The 24202-nt window shown below is 74.5% G+C and carries 24 protein-coding genes and 1 tRNA gene; 9 read left to right on the top strand and 16 right to left on the bottom strand.

Going from position 1 to position 24202, the window contains the following annotated elements; all coding sequences use genetic code 11:
* Positions 1 to 3 precede the first annotated feature (3 nt).
* From FHS88_RS13230 to FHS88_RS13285, 12 genes are all read right to left on the bottom strand, one after another.
* Complete coding sequence (locus tag FHS88_RS13230) at positions 4 to 738, bottom strand: SGNH/GDSL hydrolase family protein (RefSeq protein WP_184485414.1); 735 nt, start codon at positions 736 to 738, stop codon at positions 4 to 6.
* 104 nt (positions 739 to 842) lie between these two features.
* A complete protein-coding gene (locus FHS88_RS13235) occupies positions 843 to 1997 on the bottom strand; it encodes an OpgC family protein (RefSeq protein ID WP_184485416.1) in 1155 nt (384 codons plus the stop codon).
* Between the two features lie 242 nt (positions 1998 to 2239).
* Positions 2240 to 3007, bottom strand: a complete 768-nt coding sequence (locus tag FHS88_RS13240) for a nucleotide-binding protein (RefSeq protein ID WP_184485418.1) — start codon at positions 3005 to 3007, stop codon at positions 2240 to 2242.
* Positions 3007 to 3930, bottom strand: a complete 924-nt coding sequence (locus FHS88_RS13245; protein WP_184485420.1) for a flagellar biosynthesis protein FlhF — start codon at positions 3928 to 3930, stop codon at positions 3007 to 3009. The genes FHS88_RS13240 and FHS88_RS13245 overlap by 1 nt, the downstream gene beginning before the upstream one ends.
* A gap of 12 nt (positions 3931 to 3942) precedes the next feature.
* On the bottom strand, positions 3943 to 6003 hold the full coding sequence (gene flhA / locus FHS88_RS13250; RefSeq protein ID WP_184485421.1) for a flagellar biosynthesis protein FlhA: 2061 nt from the start codon (positions 6001 to 6003) through the stop codon (positions 3943 to 3945).
* A gap of 3 nt (positions 6004 to 6006) precedes the next feature.
* A complete protein-coding gene (locus tag FHS88_RS13255; RefSeq protein WP_184485423.1) occupies positions 6007 to 7386 on the bottom strand; it encodes a sigma-54 dependent transcriptional regulator in 1380 nt (459 codons plus the stop codon).
* Between the two features lies 1 nt (position 7387).
* On the bottom strand, positions 7388 to 7711 hold the full coding sequence (fliN, locus tag FHS88_RS13260; protein ID WP_246419910.1) for a flagellar motor switch protein FliN: 324 nt from the start codon (positions 7709 to 7711) through the stop codon (positions 7388 to 7390).
* A gap of 3 nt (positions 7712 to 7714) precedes the next feature.
* Positions 7715 to 8365, bottom strand: coding sequence for a hypothetical protein (locus FHS88_RS13265; protein WP_184485425.1), 651 nt, complete (start codon positions 8363 to 8365; stop codon positions 7715 to 7717).
* Between the two features lies 1 nt (position 8366).
* The gene (gene fliG / locus FHS88_RS13270) at positions 8367 to 9365 is read right to left on the bottom strand and encodes a flagellar motor switch protein FliG (RefSeq protein WP_184485427.1); all 999 of its coding nucleotides are present in this window, start codon (positions 9363 to 9365) and stop codon (positions 8367 to 8369) included.
* 4 nt (positions 9366 to 9369) lie between these two features.
* The gene (gene fliF / locus FHS88_RS13275; RefSeq protein ID WP_184485429.1) at positions 9370 to 11019 is read right to left on the bottom strand and encodes a flagellar basal-body MS-ring/collar protein FliF; all 1650 of its coding nucleotides are present in this window, start codon (positions 11017 to 11019) and stop codon (positions 9370 to 9372) included.
* Positions 11020 to 11142: 123 nt separating this feature from the next.
* Complete coding sequence (locus FHS88_RS13280) at positions 11143 to 11805, bottom strand: flagellar hook assembly protein FlgD (protein ID WP_184485431.1); 663 nt, start codon at positions 11803 to 11805, stop codon at positions 11143 to 11145.
* Between the two features lie 17 nt (positions 11806 to 11822).
* Positions 11823 to 12230 (bottom strand): flagellar hook-length control protein FliK, encoded by a 408-nt coding sequence (locus FHS88_RS13285; protein ID WP_184485433.1) that lies wholly within the window; start codon positions 12228 to 12230, stop codon positions 11823 to 11825.
* A gap of 1088 nt (positions 12231 to 13318) precedes the next feature.
* Here FHS88_RS13285 and flgE point away from each other — a divergent pair.
* The 6 genes from flgE (at position 13319) to FHS88_RS13315 (ending at position 19031) form a co-directional block, all read left to right on the top strand.
* Positions 13319 to 14611 carry a flagellar hook protein FlgE gene (flgE, locus tag FHS88_RS13290; RefSeq protein WP_211842719.1) on the top strand — a complete coding sequence of 431 codons (1293 nt, stop codon included), beginning with the start codon at positions 13319 to 13321 and terminating at the stop codon, positions 14609 to 14611.
* A 20-nt stretch (positions 14612 to 14631) separates the two neighbouring features.
* Entirely contained in the window at positions 14632 to 16161 is a 1530-nt protein-coding gene (locus FHS88_RS13295) for a FlgK family flagellar hook-associated protein (protein WP_184485437.1), read from the top strand.
* Between the two features lie 4 nt (positions 16162 to 16165).
* Positions 16166 to 17224, top strand: coding sequence for a flagellin (locus FHS88_RS13300; protein ID WP_184485439.1), 1059 nt, complete (start codon positions 16166 to 16168; stop codon positions 17222 to 17224).
* Between the two features lie 136 nt (positions 17225 to 17360).
* Positions 17361 to 18191 (top strand): flagellin, encoded by an 831-nt coding sequence (locus FHS88_RS13305; RefSeq protein WP_184485441.1) that lies wholly within the window; start codon positions 17361 to 17363, stop codon positions 18189 to 18191.
* A gap of 67 nt (positions 18192 to 18258) precedes the next feature.
* Positions 18259 to 18681: a flagellar biosynthesis repressor FlbT gene (locus FHS88_RS13310; protein WP_184485443.1), complete on the top strand. Its 423-nt coding sequence runs from the start codon at positions 18259 to 18261 to the stop codon at positions 18679 to 18681.
* Positions 18682 to 18686: 5 nt separating this feature from the next.
* Positions 18687 to 19031 (top strand): flagellar biosynthesis regulator FlaF, encoded by a 345-nt coding sequence (locus FHS88_RS13315; protein WP_184485445.1) that lies wholly within the window; start codon positions 18687 to 18689, stop codon positions 19029 to 19031.
* Between the two features lie 10 nt (positions 19032 to 19041).
* On the opposite strand, the gene FHS88_RS13320 is transcribed toward FHS88_RS13315, so the two are convergent.
* The gene (locus tag FHS88_RS13320) at positions 19042 to 19389 is read right to left on the bottom strand and encodes a hypothetical protein (protein ID WP_184485447.1); all 348 of its coding nucleotides are present in this window, start codon (positions 19387 to 19389) and stop codon (positions 19042 to 19044) included.
* Positions 19390 to 19486: 97 nt separating this feature from the next.
* Between FHS88_RS13320 and FHS88_RS13325 the strand changes: the two genes are divergently transcribed.
* Positions 19487 to 20539 carry an AbrB family transcriptional regulator gene (locus FHS88_RS13325; RefSeq protein ID WP_184485449.1) on the top strand — a complete coding sequence of 351 codons (1053 nt, stop codon included), beginning with the start codon at positions 19487 to 19489 and terminating at the stop codon, positions 20537 to 20539.
* A gap of 46 nt (positions 20540 to 20585) precedes the next feature.
* Here FHS88_RS13325 and FHS88_RS13330 read toward each other — a convergent pair whose 3' ends face one another.
* Positions 20586 to 22589 carry an ATP-binding protein gene (locus FHS88_RS13330; RefSeq protein WP_184485451.1) on the bottom strand — a complete coding sequence of 668 codons (2004 nt, stop codon included), beginning with the start codon at positions 22587 to 22589 and terminating at the stop codon, positions 20586 to 20588.
* Positions 22552 to 23085 carry an adenine phosphoribosyltransferase gene (locus FHS88_RS13335; protein WP_184485453.1) on the bottom strand — a complete coding sequence of 178 codons (534 nt, stop codon included), beginning with the start codon at positions 23083 to 23085 and terminating at the stop codon, positions 22552 to 22554. The genes FHS88_RS13330 and FHS88_RS13335 overlap by 38 nt, the downstream gene beginning before the upstream one ends.
* A gap of 165 nt (positions 23086 to 23250) precedes the next feature.
* Between FHS88_RS13335 and FHS88_RS13340 the strand changes: the two genes are divergently transcribed.
* The gene (locus FHS88_RS13340) at positions 23251 to 23436 is read left to right on the top strand and encodes a DUF2842 domain-containing protein (RefSeq protein WP_184485455.1); all 186 of its coding nucleotides are present in this window, start codon (positions 23251 to 23253) and stop codon (positions 23434 to 23436) included.
* A gap of 65 nt (positions 23437 to 23501) precedes the next feature.
* Here FHS88_RS13340 and FHS88_RS13345 read toward each other — a convergent pair.
* A tRNA-Pro gene (locus FHS88_RS13345) sits at positions 23502 to 23578 on the bottom strand.
* 160 nt (positions 23579 to 23738) lie between these two features.
* Between FHS88_RS13345 and FHS88_RS13350 the strand changes: the two genes are divergently transcribed.
* Positions 23739 to 24176 (top strand): c-type cytochrome, encoded by a 438-nt coding sequence (locus FHS88_RS13350; protein ID WP_184485457.1) that lies wholly within the window; start codon positions 23739 to 23741, stop codon positions 24174 to 24176.
* Positions 24177 to 24202: the final 26 nt, after the last annotated feature.

A 24202-nucleotide genomic window follows, 5' to 3' on the forward strand; every position in this document is an offset into this window, starting at 1 on the left:
GGCCTAGCGCCGCGCCTCCTGCACGCCGTCGCGGATATAGGCCCCGAGCGCGCGGGCCAGGCAGTCGTTCAGCTTGTCGATCTCGGCCGTGCGGCTTGCGCGCGGGGCGCGCTCGACATCCACGATCCCGGCCTCGGCCCAGGCGCGCATGATGTCGTAGCGCGAGAAGAAGGCGGCGTCGCTCCGCATCGCGAGAACCCGCAGCGCGTCGCGGTAGGGGTCCACATCGGCGTTGGACCGCAGGAAGCGGCTGAACTGCACACCCATGATGATGACATCCACGCCGCGCGCCGCGAGGCGTTCGAGGCCGTGGGCTATGGTGGTCGTCATCTCCTCCATGGACATGCCGCGGATCGCCTCGGTCATGCCGGCCTGCCAGATCACGAGGTCGAGCTGGTTCTCGCGCAGCGCCGCCTCGATCGCCCGCCACTGGTCGGCCGCGGTGGAGCCCCGGCCGCCGCGCACCGCGAAGTCGAACTGCAGGTCGGGGCGCCGTTCGCGCAGCAGCGCCTCGAGCCGTGCCGGCCAGGCGGCTTCCGGCCCGCTCACCCCCGCCCCGAGCACCGAGGCGGAGCCGACCGCGAGCACCCGGAGCCGCCCGGTCGCGATGCCGGTCGCGGTCGCCCGCAGCGGCGGGGCCTGCAGGTATTCCGCCGGCGCGCCGCATCCGGGGCCGAGCGAGGCATGGGCCGGCGCGGCGAGCAGCAGGCCGCAGAGCAGAGCGAGGAGGTGTCGCATCGGACGGGTTCCCCGGAACTGGGTGCGCATGGCGCGAGCCATCCGCGGGCGGAGGGCTCGGCCCAGGCAAGGAAGGCGTGGCGTCCCGGGCATCGGCGGTCGCCTCAGCCGCCGCCCGGCGCCGGCATGGCGGCCGCCGGCTGGCGCCGCGGCACGCGCTTCTCCGCCCCGTACCAGGCGGTCAGCAGCGCGAGCGCGACCAGCGCGGCAACGCCGCCGATGTTCACCGCGGCCTGCATCCAGGCGCCCTCGGAGGTCTCGAGCGCGACGCGGGCGAGGAAGGAGAGCGCGATCCCGGCGCAGAAGACCGGCAGCGCCTGCTGACCGAGCAGCACCAGGACCAGCGCCGGGCGCGAGCGCAGCCAGGCGGCCTCGCGCGGGATCAGGTGGGCGATCAGGTAGGTCAGCGCCAGCATGGTCGCGAGCCGCAGCGGATGCAGCGAGGTCTTGTCGATCGCCGCGAGGAAGGGGGCGAAGGCCGGCAGGTGGGCCTCGGCGAAGTCCCACTGGAAGAAGATCAGCACCGTCATCGCCGCGCCGGCGATGAGCAGCGGCACGCAGGCGAGCCCGGCCCAGCGGCGCCAGGGCACCGAGAGCGGCGTGCCGCCCGGCGGCCGGTAGCCCAGCGCGCAGCCGATGAAGAACAGGAGCTGCCAGGCGAGCGGGTTGAAGAACCAGTCATCCCCCCGCCAGGAGGGCAGCGTCAGGCCGAACCAGCGCGCCGCCGCCCACAGCGCGGCCGAGAGCAGCAGCATCAGCCAGGGCCGGCGCATCAGTGGCATCGCCAGGGCGAAGAGCGCCAGCACCACGATGTAGAGCGGCAGGATGTTGAGGAAGGAGGGCTGGTAGCGCAGCAGCAGCGCCTCGAGCAGCGCGCGATAGGGGTCGGAGGCGAAGGGGTCTAGGTGCAGCTCGTCCAGGTAGAAGGCCGCATCGAGCCGCGCGGCGGAGAGCCCCACCTGGGCGGTGAAGACCACCAGCAGGAAGATGTGCGCGACATAGAGGGTGAAGACCCGGCCCATGACGCGCGAGGCCGCGAAGAACCACCCCTGGCGGTCCATGACGATGCCGTAGGCAAGCCCCGCCGCGTAGCCCGCGAGCAGCACGAAGGCCTCTGTCGCGTCGGAGAGGGTGTAGTTGCGCGGCGTGACGAGGCCGAGCCAGTTCCCGGGCGTGTGGTTGACGAAGATCGCCCAGAGCGCGAATCCGCGCACCAGGTCAACGCGAAGGTCGCGGTCGAGGCGGATCAGCGACGACATGCGCGCCGGTATCTGGCCCGCCGGCGGGCCGGATCAAGCCCTGCGCGGGGCGCCTGCCGGCCCCGGGAAGGCGGCGTGCCCCGCGCGCCCTGACGGCGCGGCGCGGCGCGCACCGCGGGCGACGGGCCCTCGCCAGGGGGAGGACGGATTCGACCTCCGGCTTGCCGGCACCGCCCGCAGGCCGGTGGCGCATCGGCATCGTCGGGCGGGCCGCCGGGTTTCGATGTTCCCAGCGCATGGCATCAGCCGAGGCTGCGCGCGATCGCCTCCACATCCGCCGCCGCGGCGCATGCCGGGTGGCGCGTCAGCAGCGGGGCTTGGTGGCGGATGGCGTCGCGCACCTTCGCATCGCGCCGCACCACGCCCGCGAGCGGCACGTCCCGCCGCAGGAAGGTCGCGGCGGCGCGCGCCAGCGCCTGGTGCGTGCGGGCACCCGCCGCGGCATCGGCGGCGAGGTTCACCACCACCCGCGCATCCCCCTCCGGATGGTCCTGGGCGTGCAGCTTCAGCACCGCATAGGCGTCGGTCAGGCTGGTCGGCTCCTCGGTGGCGAGCACCAGCAGCGTGTCGGCCGCCGCCGCGATCCGCCGCTGCGGCGCCTCGAGCCCGGCGCCGAGGTCCACCACCACGCGATCCCACCGCGCCGCGGCGCGCGGCAGCATGGCGAGCACCGCCTCCAGCGCCGGCCCCGCCAGGGCGGCGAGCGCGCCGGAGCCCGACCGGCCCGCGATGATGTCGAAGCCCGCCGGATGGCGGATGGCGGCCGCTTCCTCGGTGGCGGTGCCGGCGATCACGGCCGAGAGGTCGCGCGCGGGCTGGAAGCCGAGCTGCACATCCACATTGGCGAGCCCCAGATCCGCATCCACCAGCAGCACGCGCCGGCCGAGCCGGGCCATGGCATGGGCGAGGGTGATCGCGAACCAGGTCTTGCCCACGCCCCCCTTGCCCGAGGCGATGGCGATGACGCGCCCCGTGCGGCCGGGGTGCGGTGCGGCGAGGGCGGGACGCATCACGCGGCCTCCTGCGGTGTGGTTGCGGCCCCGCGCGCGGGCGTGGCGGACAGGCGCGCAGCGAGGCGCGCGGGCGAGAGCGGTTCGAGCCCGCCCGCCACCGAGGGGCCGGTGCCGGCCTCGGTCAGCAGCAGCGGGCCGGCCTCGGCCGCGGCGAGCACGGCGCCGAGGCGCCGCGCCGCGTCGAGGCGCGTCGGGATCATGTGGCGCGCGCCGAGGGCGGCGAAGGCGCGGGCGAGGTCGGCCGCCTCGGCCGCGTCGAGGCCGGCCGGCAGCACGAGCACGAGCTCGGCCTGCGCGGCGGTGGCCAGCGCGTGCAGCGCCATCGCCTGCCGCGCGTCGAAGGGATCGCAGCCCGCGCTGTCGAGGATGGCCGGCTGGCCCGGCGCGCGCCGCGCCACCGCCTTGCCGAGTGCGGCGGGCGAGGGCGCGACGGCGAGCGTCAGCCCCAGCACGCCCGTGAAGGCCGCGAGCTGGGCGGCGGCGCCCGCGCGCTGGTCGTCGGTGGTGACGACGACCGGCGCCGCCCCGCCGAGCACGAGCCGCGTCGCGATCTTGGCGCAGGTGAGCGTCTTGCCCGCCCCGGGCGGGCCGACCAGCATGACGGGGCGCTCGCAGCCGCCGGGCAGCGGGGCGAAGCCGAGCGCACCGGCCAGCGCATCCTCGAGCCGCCCGGCGCCGAGGCGGCTCGCGAGCCCGGGCGGGAGGTTGTGGAAACCGAGCGGCCCCGGCGCCCTGGCGGGGGCCGGCGCGGCCGTGCAGGGCGGGATCAGCACCGGCTCCTCGGCTTCCAGCGCGGCGGTGACCTCGACGCCGCCGGCGACGCGGCGCGTGGAGAGGATCACGGCCTCGGCGCCGAGCTCGGCGCGGAGCTGCGCCATGGCCTCGGCCATGCGCGGCGCGGTGAAGACCCTCAGGCGCATGGGGCGGGCCGGTCAGATCGTTCCAACGGTCCTGATCCTCGCGCGCGGGTGGATCTCGGTATGCGCGAGCACCATCGTCGCCGGCCTGAGCCTCTCGACGATGGCGCGCAGATGCGGGCGCACGGGGGCCGAGCAGACCAGCGCCGGCTGCTCCCCCGCCGCATTCGCGGCATCGAAGGCGACGCGCAGGCGCTCCATGAACTCGCCGAGCTTCGAGGGGGCGATGGCGAGCTGGCGCTCCTCGGGCGGGCCCACCAGCGCCTCGGTGAAGGCCACTTCCCAGTCGGCGGAGAGGGTGATCATCGGCACATGGCCTTGCGGCCCGCGCGCCGCGTCCGAAAGCTGGCGGGCCAACCGCACGCGGACGATGGCGAGGATGGCCGGCACCGAGCGCGCATTGGCGGCGATGGCCTCCTGGATGCCTTCCAGGATGGTCGGCAGGTCGCGGATCGAGACGCGCTCGGCGAGCAGCGCCTGCAGCACGCGCTGGATGCCGCCCACGCCGATCTGGGCGGGCACGAGGTCGGCGACGAGCTTGCGGTGCTCGGCGGGCAACTCGTCGAGCAGCTTCTGCGTCTCGGCGAAGGAGAGCAGCTCGGCCATGTTCTCGCGCACCAGCTCGGTCAGGTGGGTCGCGAGCACGCCGGCGGCGTCCACCACGGTGCAGCCGCGCGCCAGCGCCTCCTCGCGCTGGGATTCCTCGATCCAGATCGCGGGCAGGCCGAAGCTCGGCTCCTGGCAGCGTTCGCCGGGCAGGTTGGGCACGCCGCCCGCGGGATCGATCGCGAGCAGCAGCGGCGGGCGGAGCTGGCCGCGCCCGGCCTCGATCTCCTTGACGCGGATGGCGTAGGTGTCGGGCGGCAGCGCGAGGTTGTCCTGGATGCGGACGGAGGGCAGCACGAAGCCCATCTCCTGCGCGATGCTGCGGCGCAGGCCCTTGATCTGCTCGGTCAGGCGCGGCGCCTCCCCGGCGGCGAGCGAGAGCAGCCCGTAGCCGAGTTCGAGCCGCAGCAGGTCCATCCGCAGCGTCTCGGCGATCGGCGGATCGGCCGCGGGCGCCGGGGCCTCGGGTGCCGCCGCCGGCGTCTGCCCCCGGCGGTGCCGCGCCCAGGCTGCTGCCCCCGCCGCCCCAGAGAGCGCGAGGAAGGGCAGCAGCGGCATGCCCGGCAGGAAGCCCATGAAGGCCGCCACGCCCGCGGCGATGGCCAGCGGCTTGGCCCCGCCGCCGAGCTGGCCGAGCATCACCTCGTCCGTCGTGCCCTCGGTGTTGCCCTTGGTGACGACGATGCCCGCCGCCACCGAGACGAGCAGCGAGGGGATCTGACTCACGAGGCCGTCGCCTACGGTGAGCAGCGCGAAGGCCTGCGCCGCGTCGCCGAAGCCGAGCCCGTGCCGCGCCACGCCGATCGCCATGCCGCCGAGCAGGTTGATGGCGGTGATGATCAGCCCCGCGATCGCGTCCCCGCGCACGAATTTCGCGGCGCCGTCCATCGCGCCGTAGAAGCCCGTCTCCTCCTCGAGTTCCTTGCGGCGGCGGCGGGCCTCGTTCTCGTCGATCAGCCCCGCCGAGAGATCGGCGTCGATCGCCATCTGCTTGCCCGGCAGCGCATCGAGGCTGAAGCGCGCCGCGACCTCCGCGATGCGGCCCGAGCCCTTGGTGATGACCATGAAGTTCACGACCATCAGGATGGCGAAGACGATCAGACCCACCACCACGTCGCCCGCCATCAGGAAGCCGCCGAAGGCCGAGACGACATGGCCCGCGGCCTGCGGCCCCTCATGCCCGTGGCTGAGGATGGTGCGCGTGGTCGCGACGTTCAGCGCGAGCCGCAGCAGCGTGGTCAGCAGCAGCAGCGTCGGGAAGGAAGTGAAGTCGAGCGGTCGGCGCAGGAACAGCGCCACCATCAGCACCAGCACCGAGACGGTGATGGAAATGGCGAGACCCGCATCGAGCAGCACCACCGGCAGCGGCACCACCAGCACCACGAGCAGCGCCACGACGCCGAGCGCGAGGCTGACATCGTTGCCCGGTTGCGCCCGGCGCAGCCAGTCGGGCAGGGCGATCGCCGCCACGGATCAGCCGGCCGGCAGCGCGCAGGGCGGCTGCCCGGGCACCGGCGGAACGGCGATGCCGGCGGCGCGGTATTCGTGCAGCTTGTTGCGCAGCGTGCGGATCGAGATGCCGAGCATCTCCGCCGCCCGCGTGCGGTTGCCGAGGCAGTGCGAGAGCGTCTCGATGATCAGGTCGCGCTCGACCTCCTCGACACGGCGGCCGACCAGGGCCGAGACCGGCTGCGCTGCCTGCTGCGGCGGGCCGGCGGGCTGCCCGGCCGGCGCGGGAACGCGGGCGGCGGGCAGGGGGTCGAGCAGGTCGATCGCCTCGGGCCCGATCGCCGGCCCCTCGGCCAGCAGCACCGCCCGGTGCAGCGTGTTCTCGAGTTCCCGCACATTGCCGGGCCAGGCGTGGCGGAGCAGCAGCGCCTCGGCCGCGGGCGAGAGGCCGCGCGGCGGCAGGCCGTTGGCGCGCGCGTAGCGTTCGGCGAAGTGGCGCGCGAGCGGCAGGATGTCCTCCCGCCGTTCGCGCAGGGGCGGGATGCGCAGACGCACCACGGCGAGGCGGAAGTAGAGATCCTCCCGGAAGCGCCCGGCCGCGACCTCGGCGGCGAGGTCGCGATGGGTCGCGGCGAGGATGCGCACATCCACCTTCACCGGCGCGGCGCCGCCGAGGCGGTCGATCTCGCGCTCCTGGATGGCGCGCAGGATCTTGGCCTGCAGGCGCGGGTCCATCTCGCCGATCTCGTCGAGCAGCAGCGTGCCGCCCTCGGCCTGCTCGAACTTGCCCTTGCGCGCCGCGACCGCGCCCGAGAAGGCGCCCTTCTCGTGGCCGAAGAGCTCGGATTCCAGCAGCGTCTCGGGAAGCGCTGCGCAGTTGAGCGCAACGAAAGGCCCGCGCGCGCGGCGCGAGGCGGCATGGATGTGCCGTGCGAGCACCTCCTTGCCCGTGCCGGATTCGCCGGTGATCAGCACCGAGGCCTCGGCGCGCGCGACCTGCTCGGCGCGGCCGAGCAGCGCGGCCATGGCGGGATCGCGCACCACCGGCCGGTCGGGCTCGCCGGCCACCGCCTGCAGCATCGCCGCGATCAGGTCGGCATCCGGCGGCAGGGGCAGGAACTCCTTGGCGCCGGCGCGGATGGCGCGCACCGCGCCCTCGGCGTCATCGGGCCGCCCGCAGGCGACGACCGGGCAGGCGATGCGCTCGTTGGCGAGCTGGCCGATCAGCCAGGCGACATCATGGACCACGTCGCACAGCACGAGGTCCGCACCCTCGCCGCGCAGGCGTGCAAGGCCCGCCGCCGCGCCCTCGGCGACCGCAAGCCGCGCCCCGCGCGCCGCGGCGATGCGCGCGGCCGCGCCCAGTTCCGCCTCCAGCGAGCCGATGATCAGGACGCGCGCCATCTCAGCCCGCCCGGTCCGATTTCACGATCTCGGTCATGGTCACGCCGAGGCGGTTGTCGTCCACCATCACCACCTCCCCGCGCGCGACGAGGCGGTTGTTCACGTAGATGTCCACCGCCTCGCCGAGCTTGCGGTCGAGCTCGACCACCGCGCCGCGGCCGAGCTTCAGAAGCTGCGACACCTGCATGGTGGCGCGGCCGAGCACGGCGCTGATCTGAACGGGGATGTCGTAGACGGCCTCGAGCTCCTTCACCGGCCCGGACTGGGCCTGGCGGGCTTCCTCGGAGGCGGCGGAGACGGGCTCGAAGCCCTGGCTTGCGGACATGCGCTACTCCTGCGGCGCGAGGCCGGCTGATTCGAGGACGCGGCGGATCTCGGCGCGCCGCGCCGCGAGGTCGAGCCTCGCGCCGCCCGCACGCCATTCCGCGCGCGCGTCGCCGGGTGGAAGGTCGGGATCCTCCTCGATGGCGATCGCCATCAGGCCGAGACGCGCGCGCGTTGCTTCCGCGAGGCCCGGGGGCACCAGCAGCCGCGCCTCCGGCTGGCATTCCAGCGCGGGCGCGATGCGGGCGGCGAAGGCGGCGGCGAGCTCCGGCGCCCGGCCGGCCGCGAGGCCCGGCAGCGCGGCATCGAGCATGGCGACGACGAGGCGCGCGAGATCGGCCGCGGCCTCCCGCGCGGCGGCACGGGCGGCGGCGGCGCCCTCGCGCAGGGCGGCCAGCGCATGTTCCGCAGCCTGCGCGGCGGCGGCGTCCCTGGCGGCTTCGGAGGCGGCGATGCCCGCGGCATAGCCCTCCGCATGGCCGGCGGCGCGGGCTTCCGCGATCAGCGCGTCCATGGTGTCCGCGGGCAGGGCGGCCTCCTCGCGCGCGGCCTCCTGCGCCTCGCGCCGGGCGGCGTCGAGGGCGGCGATAAGCAGCGTCGGCGTGAAGGAGCCGCGCTCGGCGGCGGGTGCGGCGGCGGTGAAACCGTCGGCCATGTCAGTACACCATCTCGTCCTCGCGCCCGTCCTGGAGCTGGATCTGCCCCTGGGCGGCGAGGTCCTTGGCCATCAGCACGATCGCGGCCTGCGCCTCGTCCACGTCGCGCAGCTTCACGGGGCCGAGATTGGCGAGGTCCTCCTTCAGCATCTTCGCGGCGCGCTCGCTCATGTTCTTGATGAACAGGTCGCGCAGCGCTTCCGACGCGCCCTTGAGCGCGAGCACGAGCTGCTCCTTCGGCACGCTGCGCATCAGCACCTGCACCCCTGCGCCGTCGAGGCGGCCGAGGTCGTCGAAGGTGAACATCAGGCCGCGGATGCGCTCGGCCGCGTCGCGGTTGCGTTCCTCGAGGGCGGCGAGGATGCGCGCCTCGGACTGGCGGTCGAGGTTGTTGAAGATCTCGGCCATCATCTCGTGCGCGTCGCGCCGCTGCGCGCGCGCGAGGTTCGACATGAACTCGGCCTTGAGCGTCTTCTCGACGCCGTCCAGCGCCTCCTTCTGCACCGTCTCCATGCGCAGCATGCGCATCACCACCTCCATGGCGAAACCCTCGGGCAGCAGGGAGAGCACGCGCGCGGCGTGGTCGGGCTTCACCTTGGTGAGCACCACGGCGACCGTCTGCGGGTACTCGTTCTTGAGGTAGTTCGCGAGCACCGCCTCGTTCACGTTGCCGAGCTTGTCCCACATGGTGCGGCCCGCGGGGCCGCGGATCTCCTCCATGATCTGCGCCACCCGCTCGCGCGGGAGCGTCTTGAGCAGCATCCGCTCGGTGGTCTCCCAGGAACCGATCAGGTTGCCGGTCTGGCCGAGGTTCTCCGCGAATTCGCGGCACAGTTCCTCGACCGTGGTCGCGGCGACTGTGCCGAGGCTCGCCATGGCGGAGGAGATGTCGCGGATCTCGTCCTCGTGCATCTTGGCGAAGAGGCGGGCGGCGTGCTCCTCGCCGATTGCCAGCATGAAGGTCGCGGCCTTCTGCGCTCCGTTCAGGGTCGTCAGCACGGTCTCAGGCTCCCTCCGGCGTCATCCAGCGGCGCACGACGCTCAGCGCCTCGTCGGGATGGCGGTCCACCAGTTCCTGCAGCCGGGCGATGGAGGAGGCGCGCATCTGCCCCTCGACCATGGCGATCGAGACCATGGCATCGCCCTCCGCGCCCGGCGGAAGCGCGGCCGGCGTGCCGTCCGCCCCGATCGCCTGATGCGCCTGCGCCCCCCCCGCGATCGCGCCCGCCGCGCCGCCCGCCCCCGCGATCGCGAGCGAGGGCGTGTTCACGGCCGCCACCAGGCGGGAGACCGCCGGCCGGCCGACCAGCAGGATCGCCACCAGCGCGACCAGGGCGAAGATCGCGCTCTCGATCAGCCGGGCGATGGTCGTGCTGCTGAAGGAGAGGTCGAGCAGCCCGGCCGGCGGCGCCTCCCCGGGTGGCGGTTCGGCGAAGCGGAGGGAGACCACCTCGACCGTATCGCCGCGCCGCTCGTCGAAGCCGATCGCCCCCCGCACCAGGGCGGCGATGCGCTGCATCTCCTCGGCCGTTCGCTCGCGGAAGGCGGGGGCGCCGCCGCCCGCGGGCGTTTCCCACACGCCGTCCACGAGCACCGCGACGGACTGGCGACGGACCACCGGATGCTCGCGCACCGTGTTGCGGGTGGTGCGGCCGATCTCGTAGTTGGTCGTCTCCTCCTGGCGGTTCTCCTGGGTGACGTTGCCGCCGCCCGGATCGCCGCCGGGGATGTTGTTCTGCACGGTAGTCGGGCCGCCCTCGGTGCCGCGGCTCGATTCCTGCACGCTCTGCTGGCTGCGCGGCACCTGGTTGTCGGGGTCGAAGCGTTCCTCGGTGGTCTGCACGCGGTCGAAGTCCATCTCGACCGTCGCCTCGGCGCGCACGCGGCCCGGGCCGAGGATGCGCTCCAGCATGTCCTCGACCGCGCGGGCGATGCGCAGCTCCTGGCCGCGGCGGATCTCCTCCTGCGACAGCGCCGCCGCCGGCCCGGCCAGCGGCTGCCCGCCGCGCGCGAGCAGCGCGCCGCGGCTGTCCACGATGGAGACGTTCTGCGGCCTGAGGCCCGGCACCGCGGTCGCGACCAGATGCAGCACCGCCTGCACGCCGTCGCGGTCGAGCCGCTGCGCGCCCTGCATGGTCAGCACCACCGAGGCCTGCGCCTCGCCCCGCTCGCGCGAGAAGGCCTCGCGCCGCGGCAGCACCAGATGCACCCGGGCCGAGCGGACGCCCGCAAGCCCGGTGATGGAGCGCGCGAGCTCGCCTTCCAGCGCGCGCAGGCGATTCACCTCCTGCTGGAAGGGGGTGGTGGTCAGGCTCTCGCCGCGGTCGAAGATTTCGTAGCCGACCGAGCCGCCGCGCGGCAGGCCCTCGCGCGCGAGGGAGAGGCGCAGCCGCGGCACCTCGGCCTCCGGCGCCAGGATGCGGCTGCCGCCGGCCTCGATGCGGTGCGGAACGCGCGCGCGCTCGAGCGAAGCCACCACCTGCGCCGCGTCGCGCGGGTCGAGGTCGGCATAGAGAAGCGCCATCGGCGGCGCGCCGGCGCGCAGCACGAGCCAGGCTAGCAGCCCGAGCACGCCGATCCCCGCGCCGGCCAGCGCCGCCAGCCGCAGCGTGCCGAGCGCGCGCAACTGCGCGAGAAGCGCGGCAGGGTTCATGCCCGCCTCATCCCGGCACCGGGGTATCCGCGCTGGTGCTGCCGCTGCCTCATGCGAAGGCCGCCTCCTGCGGCCTGCGGCAGACTTTGCCGGCCCCGGATTGCGCGGAGGTTAACGGCCCCGTCAGCCGCCGGGCAGGATGCTGCGCAGGCTCTCGAAGCCGAGGGAGAGGCTGCCCATGCGCAGCGAGAGCTGCCCGTTCACGCGCTCCGCCCCGGTCAGGGTGCCGCGCACGGCGAAGGGGATGGAGACCGCCTCGCCATTGGCGCCGCGCCCCGTCACCTGCACGCGGTAGGTGCCGTCGGCGAGGCTGCGCCCGGCGAGGTCGCGCCCGTCCCAGTTCCAGCCGCGCGCCTCGGCGCCGAGGGCGACGACCTCCTGCCGCAGCACGCGGCCGCCGGCGTCGAGCACCGCGACCTCGGCGAAGCGCGCGCTGCCGGCCGGCGGCAGGCGGATCTCGGCGCGGCCTTCCTGCAGCGCGACGCGGTCGGCGTCCACCTCCACGCGCCGCCCGATCAGCGGCGCGGCGGCGGTGAGCTGCGCGGCCTGCTGCAGCGCGATGAGCTGGTTCAGGTTGCGGTTCATCGCGATCTGCTGCTCGACCGAGGCGAATTGCACGAGCTGGTTCGTCATCTGGTTGGTGTCGAGCGGATCAGTCGGGCTCTGGTTGCGCAGCTGCGTCGTCAGCAGCGTGAGGAAGGTGTTGAAGTCGCTCGCGAGGCGCGTGCCGTTCCCCGTGGCGGCGGTGGCGGCGTTGGCGCCGGCGGCGGCGATGCTTCCGGACATGGCGGATCCTCCGGGCGTCAGATGGCGAGGTCGATCAGCGAGAGCGGGCGGCGTGCCGGGCCGGCGGCCGCGGGCGCCTCGGGCGGGGCGGCCGCGAGCGGTCCGCGACGGCCCTCCCCGTGGCGGTGGCCGGGCTGGCCGGCGCCGCCATCGCCGGCGCCGCGTTCGGCGAGCGCGAAGCTCAGCCGGCGCTCCTCCGGCGCTATCCCCGCCTGGCCGAGCGCGCGGTCCAGCTCGCGCTGGTCGCGTTGCAGCAGCGCGAGCGTCTCCGGCCGTTCGGCGAGGATGCGGACCTCCGCCGCGCCGTCGGCGCGCTCGACGCTGATCTCGACGCGGCCGAGCTCGGCGGGTTCGAGCGTGACGGCAAGGCGCGCCGTGCCACCGGGAATGGCGACCGCGACGACCACCGGGGCGAGCTGGCGCACCGGCGGCGGGATCGGGGCGTCGCGTGGGGGTGCCGCGGCTGGCGGCGGCGTGGCCGCATGGCCGGCCTGCGGCGGCGGAATCGCCGCGGAGGGCGGGGGCGTTGGTGCGCTTGCCACTGGCCGTTCGGGCGGCGCGGGGGTGGGCGCTTCCGGTGCGAAAGCGGCCTGTGTGGCATCCGAAGACGCTGCGGGTCTGGGCATGTCCGCGGGCGATGCCTGCGGCTGGTCGGCGAGCGCGGCGCCATGGGCGGCGGGCGCGCCGTTCGGCGTCCCCGGGACGGATTCCGCCTCTGGCGATGACGGCAGCCCCGATGCCTGCGCGGCCAGCGGCGGCGGCTGCGGCTGCGGGCGAGGCGCCTCGCGCGTGGTGGCTGGCCCGCGCTCGATGCCCGGCGCGGCCGGTGCCGCCGCGTCCGGGGCGGGCTGGGGCGGCGCGGCAGCGGCGGCCGGCGGCCGGGCCGCCGGGTCGCCGCCCTGTGGCGGAGAGGGTGCGGGCACCGCGGCAGGCGCGGCCTGCGACGGTGCGGGCAAGCCCGCTGCCATGCCGGACGCGTCGGGCGCCGCCTCCTGCCGCGCGGGCGGCGAAGGCTGCGCCGCGGCGGCGATGGCCGGCGAGGGCGGCGCGAGCTGCGGCGTGGCAGGTGCCTCCGCGCCAGGCGCCTCGGCCGGTGCCGGCGTCGCGGCGGCGGGCTGCTCCATCCCCGGCGGATCCTGCTCCGCGCCCGCATTCGTCGCGGCCCGGATGCCCGCGAGCAGCGCCGCGAAGGCGCCCTCGGCCGGAGCGGCGGTTGCCGCCGCCGAGGCGGTCGCCGGCACCTGCAACGTCATCACGGGCACGCAATCCATCGCCCTCGGGCCTTCGCGCTGTTGCCCCCGCCGCAGGGCGGGATCGTGGGCGGATCAGCAAGCGGCGGGCCAGCCCGCGCCGTGCGACAAGGCGGCAGGCCCTGCCGCCCGCCCGGCCGAAACTGCCGCCTCGCGGCAGGCCGCGCAGGGTCGCTGGCGCGCCTGCGCTGGCGCGGCGCGTGCGGCCTGCGATGGCATGGCGCTTGCGAAACACCCGGCCGTTCAGCCTCGCGGAGACGCCGATGTCCCTGTTCGGATCCATGACCACCGCCATCAGCGGCCTCAACGCCCAGGCCCGCGCGCTCGGCCATGTCTCGGACAATGTCGCCAACAGCCAGACGGTGGGCTTCAAGCGCACCGACACCAACTTCGTCTCCTACCTGACCGACAGCACGCTCTCGGTGCACCGGCCGGGCTCGGTGGTCGCGCGGCCCGACTATACCAACACCGTCCAGGGCACGATCGAGCAGACCGAGAACCCCATCGCGCTCGCCATCGCCGGTCAGGGCTTCTTCTCGGTGGCGCTGCCGACCGGCACGGCCAACGGCCAGGTCACCTTCGACGAGCGTCAGTTCTTCACCCGCGCCGGCGACTTCCAGATGGACCGCAACGGCTACATGGTGAACGGCGCGGGGTATTTCCTGCAGGGCTGGCTAGCCAACGCGGCCGGCGAGCCGGACCGCACGCGCATCCAGCCCATCCGCATCAGCGAGCTGGTCTTCAACCCGATCGCGACCTCGACCATCGAGCTCTCGGCCAACCTGCCGGCGGGCGGCACGGCGCCGGTCTCCACCCAGCTCAACGTCTATGACAGCCTCGGCGCGCTGCAGCCGATGACGCTGACCTGGACGCCGGCCGGGGCGAATACCTGGACGCTCGACATTTCGGCCCCCGGCGCGGGCGGCTCGCTCGGCACGATCGACCTGCAGTTCGGCCAGGCGGCGAGCCCGCCGGTGGCCGACGGCACCATCGGCGGCTTCGCCAACCCGACCGGCACCCTCGCCGGCGCCGCCTCGGTGCCCGGCGACCCGGCGCTCGTCTCCTTCACCGCGAATTTCGGCCAGGGGCCGCAGGCTATCACGCTCAATCTCGGCGCCTTCGCCGCGGCGCGCGGCGTGACGCAATACGCCGGCGACGAATACGTGGTGCGCAACCTCGCCCAGGACGGCGTGCCGCTCGGCGCCTACTCCTCAGTCTCGGTGCGCGAGAACGGCGATGTCGCCATCAACTACGATAACGGCCAGTCGCGCGTGATCGCGCGCGTGCCCATCACCACCTTCAACGCGCCCGACATGCTCCAGCGCCTGGACGGCCAGGCCTTCATGCGCACGCTGGAAAGCGGGGAGGCGCGGACCTCCGACCCCGCCTCGAACGGCGCGGGGCGGCTTGCCGTCGGCTCGATCGAGCGCTCGAACGTGGACATTGCCTCCGAGTTCTCGAAGCTGATCGTGGCGCAGCGCGCCTACACGGCGAACACGCGCATCGTCACCGCCTCGGACGAGATGCTCCAGGACACCATCAACATGCGCCGCTGAGCGGCTGAGGACGGCGGGCCATGAGCCTCGATGCCGCATTGCTGACGGCGCGTTCGGGCATCCTGCACACCCAGCGCGCGCTGGCCGCCGCGGCGAACGACATCGCCAATGCGGACACCGCCGGCCACACGAAGAAGACGGTCGCCTCGCGCGCGGTGCAGGCGGACGGCGTGGGCATCGGCGTGCGCAGCCTCGCGCCCTCGCGCGACGTGGACGAGGCGCTGGTGACCGAACTCAACGCGCGGCGCGCCGCCGCCGCCGGGGCGGAGGTCCGCCTGCGGCTGCTGCAGGGCATCGAGGCCGCCCATGGCCGCACCGAGGCCGGCGACGGCCTGGGCGACCTGATGGCCGCGCTGCGCGTCGGCTTCGAGGATCTGCGCGCCGACCCCGCCGAGCCCGGCCGCCAGGCGGCGCTGCTGCTGGATGCCGTGGCGCTCGCCGCGCGGCTGAACGAGACCTCCGCCGCCGTGCAGCAGGCGCGCCAGCAGGCGCAGGACGGCATCGTGGCCGAGGTCGCGCGCATCAACGAGGCGCTGCGCGAGATCGCGGGGCTGACGCGCGAGATCCGCGACCAGATCGCGCTGACCGGCCATGCCGCGGCGCTCGAGGACCGGCGCGACGCGGCGATCGCGCGGCTTTCCGAATCGCTCGAGGTCCGTGCGCTGAAGCGGGAGGACGGCAGCCTCGTGCTCGTCGCGCGCGGCGGCATGGTGCTGCCGCTGGATGAGCGCGCCGACGCCTTCGCCACCGCCGATGCCTCGCTGGGCCCCAGCGCCTTCCACGGTTCGGGCGGCACCATCCCGGACATCACCCTGGGCGGGGTGGATGTGACGCGCAGCCTCCTCGGCGGGCGGCTCGCCGAATACGTCGCGCTGCGCGACGCGACGCTGCCGCGCTACCAGGCCGAGCTCGATCTCGCCGCGGCGAACCTCGCCGCGCGCTTCGAGGGGCAGGGGCTGCGGCTCTTCACCGATGCGGCCGGGTCGGTGCCGGACCCCACGCTTGCCTATGCGGGCGGCGCGATGGTCGGCTTCGCCGGGACCATCCGCGTCAATCCGGCGGTGGCGGCCAACCCCGCGCTGCTGCGCGACGGCACCCATGCGGTGGCGGGCAGCCTGAGCGGGCCTTCCGCCTTCACGCCGAACCCGCCGGGCGGGCCGGCGGGCTTCACCACGCTGCTCGACCGCGTGCTCGACTTCACCTTCGGGCGCGATGCGCAGGCGGGCGTCGGCTGGCCGCCCATCGCCACGGCCGGTCTGGGGCCGGATGGCACGCTCGCCTCCCCCTTCGGCGCGCCGCCGACGCTCGAGGCCTATGCCGGGCTGCTGACCGCGGTGCACACCGCCGACCGCGCGGCGGCGAGCGCGGCGCTGAGCGGGGCGCAGGCGCTGGTCGGCGGCCTCGAGGCGCGCTTCGCGCAGCGTTCGGGCGTGGACGTGGACCAGGAGATGGCTGCGATGGTGGCGCTGCAGAATGCCTATGCCGCCAATGCGCGCGTGCTCTCGACGGTGCAGGCGATGTGGGACGCGCTGCTCGGCGCGGTGAGGTGAGGCCATGACCATCGGCATGATCGGGCGGCTCGACACCGGGGCGGCGATGCTGCGCGCGCGGCTCGAGGTGCTGACGCGCCAGGTCTCGGACGGGCGGCAGGGGCCGGGCTATGGCGACATCGCGCCCGAGGCCCGCCGCGCGGTGGACCTGCGCGCCGAGCTCGACCGGCGCGAGGTCTGGCAGGGCACGATCTCCCGCGCGCTCGCGCGCACGGCGGTGGCGCAGGGAACGCTCGGGCGCATCGCCGACATCGCGACGCAGTTCTACCAGGAGGCGATCCGCCTCGACGGCACCTCGGGCGCGCGCATCACGGCGGTCGCGACGGCCGCGCGCGCGGCGATGGTCGAGGTCGCCTCGCTCCTCAACGAGCGCCATGCCGGCGAATACCTGTTCGGCGGCAGCGACAGCGCCAATCCGCCCATCCCTGACCCGCAGGGCATCCTCGGCAGCGGGATGGCGAGCGGCATCGCCGCGGCGGTGGCCGGGCTGACGGCCGGCAATGCCGCAGCGGTGGCGGCGGCGACGCTCGCCGCCGCGCAGTCCGACGCGCCGGGGGTCACGCCCTTCTCGGCCTTCCTCTCGGACCCGGCGCGGGGGCTCGGCGAGCCGCGCCGCTCGGTGCCGGCGGCCGAGGGCGAGCGCGTGGCCTATGGCCTTTTTGCCAACCGCAACGCGGCGGCGACGAGCAGCGGGGAGACCACCGGCTCCTGGGCGCGGGACGTGCTGCGCGGCCTCGCGACCCTGGCGGCGCTGGACCCGGCCCAGGCCTCGCTCTCGCCCGGCTTCACGGATCTGATGGCCGTGGTGCGCGACGGGCTGCGCAGCGCGGTGGAGGCGATCGGGGCCGAGCGGGGGGCGCTCGGCGCCACAGAGCAGCGGCTCGAGGCCACGGCGCGGCGCCATGCTGAGGTCTCGGTGGCGCTGGCGGGCCAGCTCGCGGGGATCGAGGAGGTGGACATGGCGGCGACGATCAGCCGGCTGCAGGCGACGCAGACGCAGCTCGAGGCGTCCTACCGTGCGATCTCGCTGGTCTCGGGACTGACGCTGACGCGATTCCTGTGACGGCGCGGCGGCGCGATTCAGCCTCGGTTAACGGGGGGTGCGCCATTCTGTCCCGGACACCGCAAGACGCGGCGCGCAACCCGGCCCCCGCCACGGTCACGACCGCGTGGGCCATCGGACCCAGGGGAAGACCCCGATGTCGCTCAATTCCGTCAACACCAACATCGGCGCCATGGTGGCGCTGCAGTCGCTCAACCGCACCAACGAGCAGCTCAACGCCACGCAGAAGCGCATCTCCACCGGCCTGCGCGTCAACGACGCGAAGGACGACGGCGCGGCCTTCGCCGTGGCGCAGGCGGTGCGCGCCGACGTGGCGGGCCTGACCGCCGCCAACGAGCAGCTCGGCGGCGTGAAGGGCATCCTCGACACCGCGCTCTCGGGGCTGAACAAGGTCTCCGAGACCATGGTGAAGGTGCGCGAGACGCTGGTGCGCCTCGCCGACGACACGCTGAACGCCGAGCAGCGCGATCAGTACGAGGCGCAGTACACGGCGCTGCGCACGCAGATCCAGAACTTCATCGCCGACGCGACCTACAACGGCCGCTCGCTGCTCTCGACCGCGGCGCCGGTCGGCGGCAACATTACCACCACCCGCAACGAGAACGGCACGACCTACACCATCACCGCGGTGAATGGTGCGGGCACGCTGATCGTGGCCGCCGCGCCGGCGGATGCGGCGGCGGCGCAGGCCGCCCTCGGCAGCGGCGGCAATTTCGAGACGGTGCAGACCGCGATCAGCAACGCGCTGAACACCTTCGGCTCGGATGCGCGCTACGTGGACGCGCAGATCGCCTACAACAAGGACAAGGCCGATGCGCTGGAGGCGGGCCTCGGCGCGCTGATCGACGCCGATCTCGCCAAGGAGTCGGCGCGGCTGCAGTCGCTGCAGATCCGCCAGCAGCTCGGCACCCAGGCGCTGTCCATCGCGAACCAGGCGCCGCAGACGCTGCTGAGCCTGTTCCGCTGATCCCCCGGGCGGCGCCGGCCCTCTCGGCCGGCGCCGGTCCACCCCCAACGCTCCCCGGGAGGACAGGATGTCCACGCTGGTTCTCGAACTCCGACAGGGCGACCTGATGGTCGTCAACGGCGCGCCGATCAGGTTCCGCAACCGCGCGCGCATCGAGCTCACCGCCAAGGCGCGGTTCCTCTTCGGCAAGCAGCTCATGACGCCGGAGATGGCGAACACGCCCGCGCGCCGCATCTATTTCGCCCTGCAGACGGCCTATATCGGCGACGAGGACGAGCGCGAGGCGGGCCTCGCCGTCGCCCGCCGCCTGATCGCCGAGTTCCAGGCCGCCACCACCTCGCCACTCGCACGCGACCTGCTCGACCGCGCGCTCGCCGCGGCCGAGGCCGATGAATGCTACCAGGCGCTGAAACTGGTCCGCCGGGTGATGCGGCATGAGGAGGTCGTGCTCGGCATCGCCGCCCCCGCCCTGCCTGCCGTGGAGGAATGACCCGCATGTCGCTGGCCGATCTGGTGCGCGCCTATGGCGCGACGCGCGCCGCCCTCGATCCGCGCGAGCAGGAGGCGGACATCATCCGTCGCGTCACCGGCTCGCTGCGCGCGGTGCAGGGCGATGACGGGCCGGCGCGGATGCGGGCGGTGGCGGACAACAGGCGCCTCTGGCTCGCCATGGAATCGGCGCTGGTGCATCCGGCCAACCAGTTGCCGCCGGCGATGCGGGCGGGGCTCATCTCCCTCGGCCGCGCGGTGCAGCGCGAGATGGACGGGCCGGAACCCGACCTCGCCTTCCTCATCGAGGTGAACGAGCAGGTGGCCGCCGGCCTCACCGGGCAGGGCTGACGGGCGGGGCTCAGTCCTGCGTGGCGGGAAGGGAGGGCGCTGGCTGCGGCGCCGTTTCCACGCGCGCGCCCGGGGGTGGGCGCACGCCGACCGGCACCGGGGCGTCCCAGACGGCGGCGGCGCGATAGGCCGCGATGGCGCGCTCGCTCGGGATTGTGTTCGAGACGTCGCCCACCGTGTCGCGGAACTCGATCACCACCATGCCGAGGCTGCTGTCGAGCCGCAGCCGCGGATTCGGCGTGGCCGGAGCGGCGGGCGGCGGCATCGCGCCCTCCGCGCGCTCCATGCCGGCCGCGCGCGGTGCGGCCCGGACCGGCTCGACAAGGGGAAGGCTGCGCAGCGCAAGATCGGGGGTCATGGCCGTAGCTCCTTTCACATACTGCGAGACGCAGGGTTAAGGCATGGTGAACGGCGCGCCCCTTGACGCGGCGCGCCGGGCGCGGAGGCTGCCGCGCGTGCCCGCCCGCCCGCCACCCGACGCCTATCTGCGCACCGTCCTGCTCTGCACCCTCGCGGGCGGGCTGTTCACGCTCGTCGGCGTGCCGCTCGGCTGGATGATCGGCGCCTTCATCGCCGCGGGCTGGCTCGCCATCCGCGGCGCGGCGGCGGTGCCGGGGCCGGCGCGGCCCGTCGCACTCGTGGTTCTGGGCCTGGGCCTTGGGCAGACCTTCACCGCGCCGGTGCTCGGCGCCGTGCTCGCCGCGCTGCCGGCCATCCTGGCGGGCGGGATGCTCTCCATCGTCGCGGGAATCCTCACCGCCCCGCTGTGGCGGCGCATCGCGCGCTCGGATGCGCGCACCGCCTTCTTCGCCGCCATCCCGGGCGGGATCATGACCATGGCCGTGCTTGCCGCGCGCGCCGGGGCCTCGGTGTCGCAGGTCACGGTCGCGCAGTCGCTGCGCATGGGCGTGGTGGTGCTGGTCTATCCGCCGCTGATCGCCCTCGCCGCCGCTGGCGCCGCGCGGGACGAGGCCTTCGCGGCCGTGCTGCCGCCGCTCGCCTGGGGCGGGCTGCTCGCGCTGCTCGCCGCGGGCGCGCTGGTGGCCGCGGCGGGCGAGCGGCTCGGCCTCGCCAATGCCGCCATGCTCGCGCCCTGCCTGCTGGCGATGGCGCTCTCCGGCACGGGGCTGCTGCCCTCCTCCGTGCCGCGCTGGATGATTGACGCCGCGCAGGTCGCGATGGGCGCGAGCCTCGGCGCGCGGCTCGGCCAGGAGGGGCTGGGCGGCGGGCCGCGGCGGCTGGCGCTGGCCTCGGTCGCCGCCTCCGGCGCGCTGGTGGTGCTGACGGGGCTGCTCGGAGTCGCGCTCGGGGCGCTGAGCAGCCTGCCGCCGGTTGCGGTGATGCTCGGCATGGCGCCGGGCGGCATGCCCGAGATGGCGGTGACGGCGAAGGCGCTCGACCTCGCCGTGCCGCTGGTGCTGGGCTTCCACCTGGTGCGCACGGTGATGTGCAACCTGCTCGTCGGCGCGCTCTGGCGCGCGGTCGTGGCGCTCGGCCTCGCGAAATGATGGCCCCGGGCCGCGGACAGGCGGGTTCCGCGATGCCCGCCCCGTCCTACCGCCCGCGCGCGAGCCGCACCGGATAGGCCGCGAGGCTGCGTTCGGCGAGCGCCGGCAGCGCGGCCTTGAGCGCCAGCGCGCGCGCCGCGTCGCCGGCGAGGCAGGCCGCCTCGATCGCCGCCGCGGCCTCGCGCAGCGCCGCCGCGCCGAAGGTGCCGGCGGCGGATTTCAGCCCATGCGCCTCGTCCTCGATCGCGCGCAGATCCTCCGTGCCGGAGAGGCGCGCCAGCCGCGCGCGCGTCTCCTCCGCGAACACCTCGATCAGGCGCGGCAGCCGGCCGGGCCCGACGGCGCTGCGCAGTTCCTCGAGCGTCGCGAGGTCGAGCAGCGCCGGCGTCTCGTGCGGTTCCCCGGCCGGCGCGGCGGCGCGCGGGCGGCGGGGGCGGGCCTGCATCGCCTCCGCCACGGTGGCGAGCAGCCGCGCCCCGTCCATCGGCTTGGCGAGGTGCCCGTCCATCCCCGCGGCGAGGCAGCGCTCCCGGTCCCCCTGCATGGCGGCCGCCGTCATGGCGATGATCGGCACCCGCCCCGCGGCGCCGGGCATGGCGCGGATCGCGGCTGTCGCGGCGAAGCCGTCCATGCGCGGCATGCGCACATCCATCAGGATCAGGTCGTAGGCATTGGTGCGCGCCGCGCCGACCGCCTCCTCGCCGTCGCGGGCGAGGTCCACGGCATAGCCCGCCTTGCGCAGGATGGCCGCGGCGACGAGCTGGTTCGCCTCGCCATCCTCGGCGAGAAGGATGCGCCCGAGCGCGCCGCCGCCCGCCCGCCGTGCCTCGGCGACGGCCGGCGTCGGCAGCAGCGTCGCCGGCGGCCGCCCCGATTCCGCGACGGGCGCGAGCGGGATGGTGAAGGTGAAGACCGTGCCCTTGCCCGGCGTGCTCTCGAGCGTGATGCGCCCGCCCATCAGCCCGACCAGGCGCTTGCAGATCATCAGCCCGAGGCCCGAGCCGCCGAAGCGCCGGGCGGTGTCCGCCGCGCCTTGCGTGAAGGAGCGGAACAGCCGCCGCTGCACCTCGGGCGCGATGCCGATGCCCGTGTCGGCCACCGCGAAGCGCAGGCGCGATGCGTCCTCGTCCGGCTCGACGCGGATGCCGACGCCGCCCGAGGAGGTGAACTTCACCGCATTGTCGGCGAGGTTCAGCAGCACCTGGCGCAGCCGCTGCGGGTCGCCCACGACGCGCGCGGGCAGCGTCGGCGCGATGGAGGCCGACAGCCGCAAGCCCTTCTCCGCCGCCGCCGGCCCGAGCAGGTCGAGCACCTCGGTCACCGGTTGGGCGAGGTCGAAGGGGATGTGCTCGAGCACGAGGCGCCCGGCCTCGATGCGGCTGAGGTCGAGGATCTCGTTGACGGTGGCGAGCAGCGTCTCACCGCAGCGGCGCGCGGTCTCGGCATAGGCGCGCTGCTCGGCGTCGAGGCTGGTGTCGAGCAGCAGGGAGACGGTGCCCATCACGCCGTTCATCGGCGTGCGGATCTCGTGGCTGATGAAGGCGAGGAAGTCGGACTTCTCCGCGCTCGCGCGCTCGGCGGCGCGGCGGGCGCGCTCCTTGGCGCGGGCGAGGCGCTCGCGCGCCGTCACGTCGTGCTGGATGCCGAGGAAGTGCAGCAGCGTCCCGTCCGGCCCGAAGACCGGGGAGATGTGCAGCTCGTTGACGAAGCGCGCCCCGTCCTTGCGGTGGTTGACGATCTCGATGTCGATCGCCCGGCGCTCGGCGATGGCGCGGCGGATGGCATGGACGTGCCGCGGGTCGGTCCCCGGGCCCTGCAGGAAGCGGCAGTTGCGCCCGATCACCTCCTCCGGCCCGTAGCCGGTGATGCGGAAGAAGGCCGCATTGGCGAAGACGATCGGGCAGTCGGGCTGGTTGGGGTCCGAGATGACGACGCCGGTCGGCGCCGCCGCGACGGCGGCCGCCAGCGCGTCGCGGAACGGGGCGGGGGAGGGGAGCCCCGCGCTGTTCGCGCTATTCGTCGTAGGCGACGAGGGATTCGAAGGGGACATCGAGCCTGCTCCTGCCGCCGAGGAAGGTCAGCTCGATCAGCGCGGCCGCGCACGGCACCTCGGCCCCCGCCTGGCGCAGCAGGCTGATGCCCGCGGCCATGGTCCCGCCCGTGGCGAGCAGGTCGTCGAGGATCACCACCCTCTGGCCGTTCTGCACGGAATCCGCCTGCATCTCGATGCGGTCCGTGCCGTATTCCAGCGCGTAGTTCAGCCCGATGGTCAGCCCCGGCAGCTTGCGCGGCTTGCGCAGCATGATGAAGCCGAGGCCGAGCTCGAGCGCGAGGGGGGCGGCGACGAGGAAGCCGCGGCTCTCGATCCCGGCGAGCAGGTCCGGCCGGTGCGGGCGGATCGCCGCCGCCAGCTTCGCCATCGCGGCCCGCCAGGCCGGCCCGTGCCGGAGCAGGGTGGAGATGTCGTAGAACAGGATGCCCGGCTTCGGGAAATCCGGGATGCCGCGGATATGGGCCTTGAGGTCGAAGGTGTCGGTGGTGGTCACGTCGTTTCTGCCGGTCCGTTGAAGGGGACGCCGCCGGGTCGGGCCCGGCGGCGGGCCGGCGCTTTGCTAGCCTTCCTGCCGCGACAGTAGAACCCTGACAGAGGCGCTGTCCACCGCTGCTGACAGCCCTTGGCGAGCGGGGCCGGAAGCGGCAAGTGCAGGCCCATGTCGCGCCGCTCCATCGCCCTTCTCGCCGGAACCGGGGGCTTCCTCGCCTATGTCGTGCTCGTGCTCCTGCTCGCCGACCATGTGCTCGGGCTGCACTGGACGCTGGAGTTCCTCTTCTTCGCCGTGGCGGGCATCGCCTGGGTCTGGCCGGCGAAATGGCTGATCGCCTGGGCGCTGCGCTGACACCCGGAACGCGAAAGGCCCCCGAGGATCCCGGGGGCCTTTGACGCCGCTGCGCGACCGGGTGCTGGTCGGAGTGAGAGGATTCGAACCTCCGGCCCCTGCGTCCCGAACACAGTGCTCTACCAGGCTGAGCTACACTCCGTCGCCGGATCGCCGCGGAGGCGGCGGTATAGCGGCCCCATCCGCGCCCCGCAAGCCGGGCCGGCGCGCGACAATGTCACGGGCCATTGCGCGCGCGGCGGGGCAGCATCAGGGTGGAACGGGCCGCGCGCGCGGCCCGAAGCAGAGGGAGACGGACCTGCATGAAACCTTGGATCCTCGCGGGCATCGCCATCGCCGCCTTCGGCACCGCCAGCGCCGCCTTCGCCCAGGACGTGATCGCGCAGCGGCGCGACGGCCTGCGCGCCATGGGCCGGCACATGGAGGCCATCAAGGCCGTCTCCGACGCGCGCGGCGACACGCGGCCGCTGGTGGCGCGGGTGGAGGAGATGATCACCTTCTATCGCGGCCTGCCCGCGCTGTTCCCGGCCGGCAGCGGCACCGGCGACACCCGTGCCCTGCCCGCCATCTGGTCCGACCGCGCCGGCTTCGAGCGGGCCAACGCCAACATGGTGACGCAGCTCGAGGCGCTGCGCACGGCGGCGGCTTCGGGCGACAATGCCGCCCTGACGGCCGCCTTCAACCAGACGGGTGCCACCTGCGGCGCCTGCCACCGCCCCTATCGCGGCCCTGCCCGATGAGCCGCACCGGCCCGGGCCGCAACCGC

The organism is Neoroseomonas alkaliterrae, assembly GCF_014199195.1.
Classification (GTDB): domain Bacteria; phylum Pseudomonadota; class Alphaproteobacteria; order Acetobacterales; family Acetobacteraceae; genus Neoroseomonas; species Neoroseomonas alkaliterrae.

Excerpts from the sequence above, each read along its gene's own strand:
- FHS88_RS13230 (WP_184485414.1), bottom strand. The coding sequence starts at position 738 with ATGCGACACCTCCTCGCTCTGCTCTGCGGCCTGCTGCTCGCCGCGCCG.
- FHS88_RS13235 (WP_184485416.1), bottom strand. The coding sequence starts at position 1,997 with ATGTCGTCGCTGATCCGCCTCGACCGCGACCTTCGCGTTGACCTGGTG.
- FHS88_RS13240 (WP_184485418.1), bottom strand. The coding sequence starts at position 3,007 with ATGCGTCCCGCCCTCGCCGCACCGCACCCCGGCCGCACGGGGCGCGTC.
- FHS88_RS13245 (WP_184485420.1), bottom strand. The coding sequence starts at position 3,930 with ATGCGCCTGAGGGTCTTCACCGCGCCGCGCATGGCCGAGGCCATGGCG.
- FHS88_RS13255 (WP_184485423.1), bottom strand. The coding sequence starts at position 7,386 with ATGGCGCGCGTCCTGATCATCGGCTCGCTGGAGGCGGAACTGGGCGCG.
- fliN (WP_246419910.1), bottom strand. The coding sequence starts at position 7,711 with ATGTCCGCAAGCCAGGGCTTCGAGCCCGTCTCCGCCGCCTCCGAGGAA.
- FHS88_RS13265 (WP_184485425.1), bottom strand. The coding sequence starts at position 8,365 with ATGGCCGACGGTTTCACCGCCGCCGCACCCGCCGCCGAGCGCGGCTCC.
- fliF (WP_184485429.1), bottom strand. The coding sequence starts at position 11,019 with ATGAACCCTGCCGCGCTTCTCGCGCAGTTGCGCGCGCTCGGCACGCTG.
- FHS88_RS13280 (WP_184485431.1), bottom strand. The coding sequence starts at position 11,805 with ATGTCCGGAAGCATCGCCGCCGCCGGCGCCAACGCCGCCACCGCCGCC.
- flgE (WP_211842719.1), top strand. The coding sequence starts at position 13,319 with ATGTCCCTGTTCGGATCCATGACCACCGCCATCAGCGGCCTCAACGCC.
- FHS88_RS13295 (WP_184485437.1), top strand. The coding sequence starts at position 14,632 with ATGAGCCTCGATGCCGCATTGCTGACGGCGCGTTCGGGCATCCTGCAC.
- FHS88_RS13300 (WP_184485439.1), top strand. The coding sequence starts at position 16,166 with ATGACCATCGGCATGATCGGGCGGCTCGACACCGGGGCGGCGATGCTG.
- FHS88_RS13305 (WP_184485441.1), top strand. The coding sequence starts at position 17,361 with ATGTCGCTCAATTCCGTCAACACCAACATCGGCGCCATGGTGGCGCTG.
- FHS88_RS13310 (WP_184485443.1), top strand. The coding sequence starts at position 18,259 with ATGTCCACGCTGGTTCTCGAACTCCGACAGGGCGACCTGATGGTCGTC.
- FHS88_RS13315 (WP_184485445.1), top strand. The coding sequence starts at position 18,687 with ATGTCGCTGGCCGATCTGGTGCGCGCCTATGGCGCGACGCGCGCCGCC.
- FHS88_RS13320 (WP_184485447.1), bottom strand. The coding sequence starts at position 19,389 with ATGACCCCCGATCTTGCGCTGCGCAGCCTTCCCCTTGTCGAGCCGGTC.
- FHS88_RS13330 (WP_184485451.1), bottom strand. The coding sequence starts at position 22,589 with ATGTCCCCTTCGAATCCCTCGTCGCCTACGACGAATAGCGCGAACAGC.
- FHS88_RS13340 (WP_184485455.1), top strand. The coding sequence starts at position 23,251 with ATGTCGCGCCGCTCCATCGCCCTTCTCGCCGGAACCGGGGGCTTCCTC.
- FHS88_RS13350 (WP_184485457.1), top strand. The coding sequence starts at position 23,739 with ATGAAACCTTGGATCCTCGCGGGCATCGCCATCGCCGCCTTCGGCACC.